11 protein-coding genes are annotated in these 9984 nt (G+C 55.3%); 7 read left to right on the plus strand and 4 right to left on the minus strand.

Annotated features, from left to right (window positions below; all coding sequences use genetic code 11):
- Positions 1-168: 168 nt before the first annotated feature.
- From sufR to V6D20_20780, 3 genes are all read left to right on the plus strand, one after another.
- A complete protein-coding gene (gene sufR / locus V6D20_20770) occupies positions 169-882 on the plus strand; it encodes an iron-sulfur cluster biosynthesis transcriptional regulator SufR (protein ID HEY9818213.1) in 714 nt (237 codons plus the stop codon).
- 181 nt (positions 883-1063) lie between these two features.
- Positions 1064-1459 carry a hypothetical protein gene (locus V6D20_20775; protein ID HEY9818214.1) on the plus strand — a complete coding sequence of 132 codons (396 nt, stop codon included), beginning with the start codon at positions 1064-1066 and terminating at the stop codon, positions 1457-1459.
- Position 1460: 1 nt separating this feature from the next.
- Positions 1461-1727, plus strand: a complete 267-nt coding sequence (locus V6D20_20780; GenBank protein ID HEY9818215.1) for a DUF6737 family protein — start codon at positions 1461-1463, stop codon at positions 1725-1727.
- Here the strand turns inward: V6D20_20780 and V6D20_20785 are convergent.
- From V6D20_20785 to rimO, 3 genes are all read right to left on the minus strand, one after another.
- Positions 1724-2488 carry a 3'-5' exonuclease gene (locus tag V6D20_20785; protein ID HEY9818216.1) on the minus strand — a complete coding sequence of 255 codons (765 nt, stop codon included), beginning with the start codon at positions 2486-2488 and terminating at the stop codon, positions 1724-1726. The two genes, V6D20_20780 and V6D20_20785, sit on opposite strands and share 4 nt — an antisense overlap.
- Before the next feature lie 114 nt (positions 2489-2602).
- On the minus strand, positions 2603-4039 hold the full coding sequence (locus V6D20_20790; protein ID HEY9818217.1) for a DEAD/DEAH box helicase: 1437 nt from the start codon (positions 4037-4039) through the stop codon (positions 2603-2605).
- Between the two features lie 21 nt (positions 4040-4060).
- Positions 4061-5419, minus strand: coding sequence for a 30S ribosomal protein S12 methylthiotransferase RimO (gene rimO, locus V6D20_20795; GenBank protein ID HEY9818218.1), 1359 nt, complete (start codon positions 5417-5419; stop codon positions 4061-4063).
- Positions 5420-6261: 842 nt separating this feature from the next.
- On the opposite strand from rimO, the gene V6D20_20800 reads away from it, so the two are divergent.
- The 3 genes from V6D20_20800 (at position 6262) to V6D20_20810 (ending at position 8368) form a co-directional block, all read left to right on the plus strand.
- Entirely contained in the window at positions 6262-7125 is an 864-nt protein-coding gene (locus V6D20_20800) for a BtpA/SgcQ family protein (GenBank protein HEY9818219.1), read from the plus strand.
- Between the two features lie 219 nt (positions 7126-7344).
- Positions 7345-7551, plus strand: a complete 207-nt coding sequence (locus V6D20_20805) for a hypothetical protein (protein ID HEY9818220.1) — start codon at positions 7345-7347, stop codon at positions 7549-7551.
- Positions 7529-8368 carry a vitamin K epoxide reductase family protein gene (locus tag V6D20_20810; protein HEY9818221.1) on the plus strand — a complete coding sequence of 280 codons (840 nt, stop codon included), beginning with the start codon at positions 7529-7531 and terminating at the stop codon, positions 8366-8368. Before V6D20_20805 ends, V6D20_20810 begins: the two co-directional genes overlap by 23 nt.
- 219 nt (positions 8369-8587) lie before the next feature.
- Here the strand turns inward: V6D20_20810 and V6D20_20815 are convergent, their stop codons facing one another.
- Entirely contained in the window at positions 8588-9256 is a 669-nt protein-coding gene (locus tag V6D20_20815) for a hypothetical protein (GenBank protein ID HEY9818222.1), read from the minus strand.
- A gap of 64 nt (positions 9257-9320) precedes the next feature.
- Between V6D20_20815 and V6D20_20820 the strand changes: the two genes are divergently transcribed.
- Positions 9321-9984, plus strand: a 664-nt coding sequence (locus V6D20_20820) for a hypothetical protein (protein ID HEY9818223.1), incomplete at its 3' end; no start/stop codon positions are given.

Here is a 9984-nt window from a genome sequence, read left to right on the forward strand (position 1 = left end):
GACGGTCGATCGCCCCTATAATTAAAACAACGTACTTGTTGCTTAACATAATTGTAGGCTACTTTAACAACAGTAAGGTTGTCAAAGTCTAATATTGAGATTTTGTGATGATTCTTGATTGGCTCAGCAACCTAATTTGCGTCAGTGAACGACTAGCACTCCCCGACGATGATGGCCACTAAGCAGCACCCCTCCACCAAACAAGACATCCTCTACTACCTCCTGAAACAAGGGCAAGCCAAGGCCCAGGATTTAGCAGATGCTCTCAATATCAGCCCCCAGGCGATCCGGCGACATCTCAAAGATCTAGAAGATGAAGGTTTGATCCAACATCATCCAGAGCAAACGGGGATGGGGCGTCCGCAACATATTTATGGGCTCAGCCAGGAGGGGCGCGATCGCCTGCCAGCTCAATATGATGACTTTGCCCTATCGTTGCTCGACACCCTCACCGAGACCGTCGGTCGGGAACAAGTGGGAACAATTTTGCGCAAACAATGGGAGCGCAAAGCTCAAGAATACCGCGATCGCGTGGGCAACGGATCGGTGGAGGAGCGGGTAGCCAACTTGGTGAAGCTGCGGCAGGCAGAAGGCTACATGGCGGAGTGGTATTCGGTGGAGCCGGAGGATGAATCGGTGCCAGACGCTGCCCATCAAGATCAGGACGATGCCCCAGCGGAGCAGTATGTGATTACGGAATACAACTGCGCCATTTCCCACATTGCGGAGTCGTTTCCCAGCGTCTGTGGCCATGAGCTAGAGATGTTTGAAATTGCCCTAGAGGGCTGCGCCGTGAAGCGTACGCACTGGTTGGTGAATGGCGAACATCGCTGTGGGTACTTGATTCGCTCCACTAGCGATCGCCCTTCCCAGCGCCATTAAGCAAGAAATCAACGTCCTCCTAGCCAGTTCTTGACAAGGATCTCATAGAGTAGTCTGATAGCTCAGGATCCCCCCAGCCCATTGAAGCCAGACAGGCATGGATGTGTGGTTATATCCATGGAAAGGGATCGAGCCCTAGACCCTGAGCATAGACGCAACGATGATCCCCTAAGAGGATACTATGACCGAGTTTCAACCCCCCGAATTTTTGACACCGGAGGAATGTGCAGCGGTAGACCAAGCGCTGCTGTCATCCCGCGATAAGTTTTCCACCCGAGTAGCCATCTACTCCCTGCGATCGCTGAAGCAAATTGCCCAGGATACCGGCCAGCCCATCGAACAGATTGCTACGGCTGAAGTGGCCGAATGGGTGCGGCAAGATCGTACCAGCCAGGCAGGTCTGGAGATCGATGCTGGCTTTATTCGGTTTTTCACCCAGCTTGTGCTGTCATCGCTGAAACCCCTACGGCAGCTTGCAGAGCAGGAACAGGTGGCGATCGCTGAGCTGCAGCCAGAGCAAATCATAGCTTGGTTTGAGCAGGTGGCTAAGCAACGGATTGAGCAGGAGTCTCGGTAGTATGGTGCTTGATCCTACGTCGGATTCTTTCAATCCCTGGCATCTTAAACCTTGGTGGTGTCAGCCTTGGTCAATTGTGCTCACCGGCACGGGGCTGATTGGCGGCAGTTGGCTGCTGTTCCATCGCGTTTGGCTGACGGGCTTGGTCGCCATTCCCCTCGGGGTCTGGATGGGCTTTTTTGTGCTGGTTTGGCCAAGGTTGATGCGTCAATACGTAGCAGAATCTGCTGCTCAAGCCGATCTTGGCACGACCCAGTCCCCAGATTAGGCTAAACCTGCCACCTGCTCCACATCCCCCCGGCGATACATGCGGGTCTGCGATCGCCCTCGTTGCACTAGACGATGGCTGACGCCAGCCTGGTCGAGACGGCGCTGACCGACTCGGGTAGAACAATTCAGCACGTCGGCCGCCGCCTTGAGGGGAATCCACTGCTGCTGCAATCGCTGGAGAATGGCATCATCGTCGCCCTCTAGCAGGTCGGATAATAACCGCTGGGTCAGCATCCAGCAGGCCAGGGTATCGGCTGAGGCTCGGTGCGATCGCCCTACGTTAAACCCAAAATGGGCTACCAGGTTCGGCAAACTGCGCGAGGGTAGATCGGCCAGCAGCAGGCGAGATAGGGCCACGGTGCAGAGCTGTTCTGAGGCGGGGCGATCGAAGCTGTAATCCAGTCGCGCATATTCTGCCTGCAGGAAGGCGTAGTCGAAGTTTAAATTATGGGCGGTGAGTACGCCTTGGTTGAGGGCCGGCCAGTAGTGGGGCAAGATGTCTGCGGTGGTTGGAGCGGCATCTACCATGGCTTGGGAAATTCCGGTGAAGGCGACAATATTGGCGGGAATAGGAACACCAGGGTTCAGCAAGCTAGTGCGTTGATCCACTACGCCATCAGCGAGGGTGGCCTGCAAAACTGACAGTTCGGTGATGCGATCGCGCCAACCAGCCATACCGGTTGTTTCCACATCCACCACGGTGAACACTTGGGTACTCAACTGGCGATAAAACTGCAAAAGATCAAGCGATCGCATCATAGGTTTCAGAACTATCCACCATAAAAAACACTGGCTGCCATTAACGGACAACCAGTGTCAAAACTATATCAACTCTTGGGTCGAAGGTTTAACTCCTTCGTCCAGCCCTAGCCTCTAGGAACGAGATGGGCTAGAGGGTTCTGAAACTCGGTTGATTTTTGGACGACGAGATTTGGTTTGGGGTGTCCGAGAACCACCACCCGATGGACGAGACGGCCGCCGATCGTCGTCTGTAGCTTCCGGCTCCACCCGCATCCAAGAGGGACGGGTTTGGTCGTAGGCCATTTGCAAGGCTGCCGCTGCAATCATGCGAGGTTCAAACTCTTCACTGAGTTGAGACACAATCGGCAAGAAAGACGCCATGCGTTCGCCTGTTAGGGCTTCTTGCACCCGAGACTTCAGCTTGTCAATGTAGCGCGCTTCGATTTCGGCGCGGGTGGGGATCGTGCCCCACTCTAGCTTCTGGCGAATGTGGCGCTCAATGTCTCGCAGCTTGCGCTTGTCGAGGGGATGAACCAAGGAAATCGCAACCCCTTCTTTCCCAGCTCGACCCGTTCGCCCAATCCGGTGAACGTAGCTTTCCAGGCTATCAGGCAAGTCGTAGTTGATCACGTGGGTTAGGTCTTCCACGTGTAAACCACGGGCAGCAATATCGGTTGCCACCACCCAGCGCACCTGCCGTTGACGGAAGCGCAGCAGCAGCCGTTCCCGCTGAGACTGGCTGAGGTCGCCGTGGTATTCATCGACACTGTGACCAGCGGCTTGAAGCTGGCGGGTCAGTTCTGCGGCAGCCCGACGGGTGCGCACAAAGATCAGCGCTGATTCAGGATCTTCCAGTTCTAAAATCGGCTGTAGGGCCCGGGCCTTGGTCCAGCCTTTGGGGATCAAGTAGGCAACCTGGTTAATCCGGTTGGGAGCAGCCTTGGGTTGATCAATGGTCACGGTCACGGGCGATCGCAGGAATTTTGCCGATAGCTCGCGGATCACGGGATCCATGGTGGCGGAGAAGAAAGCGGTTTGGCGCTCAGCCGGAGCTTGGTTCAAGATGGTTTCCACATCTTTAATGAAGCCCATGTTGAGCATTTCGTCGGCTTCATCCAACACCAGCCAGTTGAGCTTGTCCAGCTTGAGGTCGCCCCGACCCAGCAGGTCGAGCACCCGCCCTGGCGTACCCACCACCATCTGCACACCCTTGCGCAGACGGCTGACTTGGCGTTCGACCGATTGCCCACCATACACGGTCAAGATTTGCAGACGGCGATCGGTATTGAAAAGTTGAATCGCTTGGTAGACCTGCAAAGCCAGCTCACGGGTGGGGGTCAACACCAGCGCTTGCAGGGAGCGATCGCCCACGTCGATTTGTTCTAGCATGGGCAGGGCAAAGGCAGCGGTCTTACCGGTACCCGTTTGCGCCCGTCCTACCACGTCTCGTCCAGAGAGGAGGTGGGGAATGGCCTGGGCCTGAATTGGCGTCGGCGTTTTGAAATCAAGATGGTCGAGGTGCGCTACACAGGCTTCAGATAGGCCTAAGCTTTTGAAAGAAAGAGTCATCGAGTCTCCTTGTTAATCTGTTTAAACAGAGACACGACTGAGCGCGCCTCTTAACTGCGTCTTGGAATCCGCAATCTGACCATAGAGGTCATAGACATCGGCTGATGTGATTTCAACCGGAACCATTGTCCCTAGGCGAGCCGTGCCCTGAACGTAGACCAGCCCGTCCACATCTGCAGAAAAGCGGGGCGATCGCCCAATTAACTCACCGGTCTCAGGATGTTCTTGCTCAATCAATACATCCACAACGTGTCCAACTTCAGCCTGGTTGCGCCGGAGCGAAATCGGCTGCTGAAGCTGCATTAAGCGATCGCGCCGAGCATCCATCACCGCTTGGGGCAATGGATTGGGCAGATCGTAGGCTGGAGTTCCTTCTTCGGGGGAAAAGGTAAACACACCCACGTGATCAAACTCATGGCGCTGAACAAATTGGCAGAGGTGCTCAAAATGTTCATCCGTCTCGCCCGGAAAACCCACAATAAAGGTGGTTCTCAGAATGGCCTCGGGGAGAGCGGCTTTAATCCGCTCAATGATGCGATCGTTCACCTGCCCCTGCCATGGACGGTTCATGGCGCGCAGCACCTCGGGGTGGGAGTGCTGCAAGGGCAAATCTAGGTAGGGCAATACATTAGGAGTATTGCGAATGGCTTCAATTACCTTGGGCGTTAGGCCCGTGGGGTAAGCGTAGTGCATCCGAATCCAAGGTACCTCAACCTCTCCCAAGGCCTGCAACAGCTCGGCTAGCTTGGGCTCACCGTAGAGATCCATGCCGTAGTTGGTGGTGATTTGGGAGATGAGAATAATCTCCTGCACTCCTTCTGCAGCAAGCTGGTTGGCTTCTGCCACGATCGACTCAATGGAGCGCGATCGCTGATTGCCCCGTAGATGGGGAATAATACAGAAGGCGCAGCGGTAGTCACACCCTTCGGCCACCCGCAGGTAGGCCATGCTTTCAGTGGTGGTGCGATAGCGAGGAACCGTTTCATCGGCGATGTAGGTCGGCTCTGACGAGACTTCCTGCACGCGCTCCCCGGCCTCTGCCCGGCGCACCACGTCTACAATTTTGTTGTAATCACCAGTTCCCACCACCGCAACGGCTTCGGGAATTTCATCAAGCAACTCTTGCTGAAAATGTTGGGCCATGCAGCCCGTAATTACAATTTTCTTGTTGGCTTCCGCCAGTTCTACCAGGGTTCGCACCGACTCTTCTCGGGCTGCCTGGATGAAACTACAAGTGTTAACAATGACGTAATCTGCGAGGCGCTCATCACTATCAACATGGTATCCGGCTTGAACGAGAAGACCCAGCATATGCTCGGTATCAACCCGATTCTTTTCACAGCCTAGATGTGATACAGCGATGGTTGGCGAATTGCCCATAGGGTTCTTCTAAAGTCTGGCTCAAGGAAAATAACACTGATCAGAGAGGTGGTAACACGACTCTTGTGAAACCACAGCAACCTTAATGACTAGGAGGTATGGCTTGTGATCAGTAGGGTTAGCGGAACGACTAGCTTACAGTACATGCCTCGATCGCAAGCTGCTCGTCGTTCCTGCCTAAAGCCTGAACCTCATCGCACGGGAGGATTATAGGCGTTTCATCCTAAAATCTGGAGCCCTTCAGCCGCAATCGATTGTGCTGCACTGGGCAGCGATCGCTATAGTAACGCAAAACAGCACAACATAACTACACAATTTAGCCCGAAGTCCCATAGAAAGGTGAAGAAAGGTTGACCATTTGGATCCAGGAAGCCCACGATAGGTCGGCGCGGGGAAGACCCATTGCTGCTAAAGTTATTTTTAGGAGCGATCGCCTCCTCTACACCAAATCAAGGCTGATTGTTAGGGCATGATACAGGCTGGCAACACCGTTCCATAAGCTTCTTGGCGGCATGACAGCAGGGTATCCGCTGACCTATGTATTCAGCGCTGGGGATGGGTCATCGGGGTATTTGCCTTGATGGTGCATCTTCCTGGCTCTACCATAGGCCGTCCTATCATTAGATTGGCTATAGGCCTCTGATTTGGTAGGGTTACTATCTAACAAACCCCTTCACCTGTTCCTGACTCCATGCGATCGCAAACGGTTGGCGAATAGGTGATTCACCTTGACGAGAATCCTGGTTTGTTTGCCCGAGGGGCAGACCATCCCGTTCTCCCTAGGTCGGCGACCCCATTTCATGCTCATCTAGTTTGTTATCGAGTCCGAGTAGTTCAGACCCGTGGACTTAAAAAAAATCTTCAAAACTGCTAACCCGATTATTGGGGTCATTCACCTCTTGCCCTTGCCGACGTCTCCCCGTTGGGGGGGCAACCTCCAGGCCGTGATTGACCGAGCCGAACAGGAAGCCGCCGCCCTCTCCTCTGGAGGCGCAGACGGTATCATTGTCGAAAACTTTTTTGACGCACCGTTTACCAAGGATGCTGTTGATCCAGCGGTGGTCAGCGCCATGAGTTTGGTGGTGCAACGCCTCAAGCATTTGGTGACCCTACCCATCGGGGTCAATGTGCTGCGCAACGATGCTCAAAGTGCCATGGCGATCGCCACCTGTGTGCGGGCCCAGTTCATCCGGGTGAACGTGCTCACGGGGGTTATGGCCACCGATCAAGGGCTGATTGAAGGACGGGCCCATCAGCTTTTGCGCTACCGTCGGGAGTTGGGCAGTGACGTCAGCATCTTTGCCGATGTGTTGGTGAAACATGCTCGCCCCCTAGGGTCGCCGAACTTGACCACCGCTGTACAGGAAACCATTGAGCGGGGGTTGGCTGATGGTGTCATCCTTTCAGGCTGGGCCACCGGTAGTCCGCCGACCCTGGAAGATTTAGAGCTAGCTAGCGCTGCTGCTGGGGGTACGCCCGTCTTTATTGGCAGCGGTGCCACCTGGGACAACATTCCTAAGCTCATCCAAGCAGCGGATGGGGTGATTGTTTCTAGCTCCCTGAAACGGCGGGGACGCATCGAGCAACCCATCGACCCAATTCGGGTCAGCCAGTTTGCGGAAGCCATGCATCGTGGTTTGGCAGACAAGTCTAAATCCGCGAACGCTCCCCTCTCCATGAACTCGTCGATAGCGGTGTCTCCCTAAAAGCTGACGGGCTGCCCCATTTTGTCCCTTCGTTCCCCGACCCCTTCGCCCACGGTGAGGAGAAGGGGAGCAAGAAAGTTTGCGTGCCTTCCAAACCCCTCGCCCGTTCTGGGAGAGGGGTTTAGGGTGAGGGTCTTGGGGGGTGTCAGTTTACTAGTCTGGATTCGGTGACTTGAGCTTGGCCTGTCCGAGATTCTAGGCGTGAAGGGTACACTACTAATGGTTGATCTTGCAGCAGCGATCGCTGTCGCTGACTGCCCAGATCCTGATCTGCGATCGCAGACTAGTATTGTACAAGTGTTTGTCAAAGGGAGGGTTTATGAGCCGTCGATCTCGAAGAACACCCTGGCTCCATCGTTGGTCGCGGTACATTATCACGGCGATCGCCTGCGTGGGCGCGATCGTGACCGGGTGGTTGACCTATGAAAAATTAACTGGCGGGACAGCGGCCTGTCCCACGGAGGGCTGTACCCAGGTCTTGTCCAGCCCCTATGCCGAGGTGTTTGGCATTCCGCTCACGATCTTTGGGCTCTTAGCCTATCTCAGTATGGGAGCTATGGCGATCGCCCCCACCTTGGTGAATCCAGAGACCAATAAAGACCTGCGCATGAAGCTAGAAGAATGGACATGGCCGCTCCTGTTTATGGGAGCGACCGCCATGACCATCTTCAGCGGTTATTTGATGTATGTCTTGGCGTTTGAGCTGCAAACGGTTTGTGTCTACTGCATCAGCTCCGCGACCTTCAGCCTCAGTTTCCTAGTCTTGACCCTTTTGGGACGAGCCTGGGATGACGCGGGCAAGCTGATTTTTATTGGGATTATTGTGGCCATGGTGACCTTGATTGGCACCTTGGGCGTCTATGCCGGTGTGAATGCACCGGCTGCCGATAACGATGTTCCGGGAGAAGCTGGCCCACGGATAACGACTACCTCCGGTGACGCGGAGCTTGCCTTAGCGCAGCACCTAAGTAGCATTGGAGCCAAGATGTATGGGGCTTATTGGTGTCCTCATTGCCACGACCAAAAGCAATTGTTTGGTCTGCCAGCCGCTAAGGAATTTCCCTATGTGGAATGTGCGCCGGACGGACAAAATCCTCAGACGGAGCTCTGTCAGTCCCTGTCCGACCAAGTGAGGGGATTTCCTACCTGGGAGATTAATGGACAGTACTATCCAGGGACGCGATCGCTTCAGGAGCTGGCTCAGCTTTCTGGCTATAGCGGGCCGACGAATTTCGTCAACTGATACCCATTCCCTCCTCCAAGTTCTCGATCGGTCTAGCTCGGTAGGCTTCGACAGACTCAGGCTTTGACAGGCTCAGCCCGTTATCCGGTCATGATCCGAGTCCGAGAGGCTTCCGAAGTCTACGATCATCGAACTCCCGTAGCTGAGAACGGCGGACTAGCCTTAACCCCAGACTCCCTTGCCCATGCGAGGGAGTTTTTTGTTGGGGTTGCACGTCAGCTAGGAAAACTGTGGGGCAGCGATCGCTTCAGGCTGGGCGAAGGAGTCCACGGCTATGTGGGGGGGATCGGTCGCTTGGGGATCTTGGGCGATCGCACCGCTACAGCCGGGAGTGGTAGCTAGGCGAGTGTTGGCAGCTCGCCAATCTTGAAGCTGTCGCCGCAGGGACACCAAATATTCCCGATAGCTGGGAGAAACCCCGGAGGCCATGAGCGGGCCAACGTAGGCTAGGGCCAGATCCCAGTCATTTTGGCAGACGGCACCGCGCAGGCTGGCGTAGAGCTGTTGAGTGCGGACATTTTCCGTCGGGCGTTCAAAGGTCTGTACGGAGGATGAAGAGGTGCTAAAAGAGGTGGATGTGCTGGAGCCACCACAGTTGGGCGTATTGACAAATTGGGCTTGGGTGGCCCGCCAGTTTTCCACCTGATGGCGAAAATAAACCAGTTGCTCTTGATATTGGGTGGGAATGCCCGGCGTAACCATCAGCGGACTAATAGCGGCGAGGGCGCTATCCCAGTCATTGCGGCAGACAGAGGCCTGTAGGTTGCTATGGAGCTGCCGCAATTGCAAATCCTGGGATAGATCCACGGCCTCAGCCTTTTGGGTCAAACCACCTGCCAAGACGAGCATCGGGGTGAGCGCAGCGACTGAATGACAAGGTTTCAGCATGGCCAGTTCCGAAAAAGGTGCGTTGTATTCTTCTACAACTTGGGACTAAAATCCGGTTGGTCTCATGAAACCACCGCCGGTCGGAGTCTTATATCATGACGGAGTACACCCGATCGCCTGTCCTATGGCTGACCCGGCTTCTATCAACGAACGGTTAGTTCTCCTCAATCAACGCCTCAAAGCAGCACAGCTTGGGGTAAGCATCGAACAACGGGGCAACAAGCTGAGCCTCCGGGGTACGCTGCCGCCCCGCCCCGGCAGCGATCGCCTCCGCCCCTATCAACAGCGCCTCAGTCTGAACCTGCCGGCCACGCCTGGCGGACTGAAGCAAGCCGAGCAACAGGCCAAAATTATTGCCGGACAGTTGCTGCAGCAGACCTTTAGCTGGCAAGCCTATTTACCCATGGGTGGCGGTAAGCGCTTGAGCCAAATGGATTTAGCTGAGAAGATAGACGCCTTTCAACAGGCCTTTTTTGACCAGCAGCGATCGCGCCCCGCCTCAGCCCGCACCACCTGGCAGACCGCCTATGCACCCTACCTGCGCAAACTGGAAGCGATCGCCCGCACCACGCCATCCCTCAACCTCGCCGAGGCCATCCAAGCCACGATCAAAGCTATTCCCGAGGATAGCCGCGGACGGCAGGTGTGCTGCACCGCTCTACAAAGCTTTGTGACCTTTCTAGATCTGGATCTACCCTTCGACCTCAAGCAATGGTGGGGCACCTACA

This window comes from Candidatus Obscuribacterales bacterium (assembly GCA_036703605.1).
Lineage (GTDB): Bacteria > Cyanobacteriota > Cyanobacteriia > RECH01 > RECH01 > RECH01.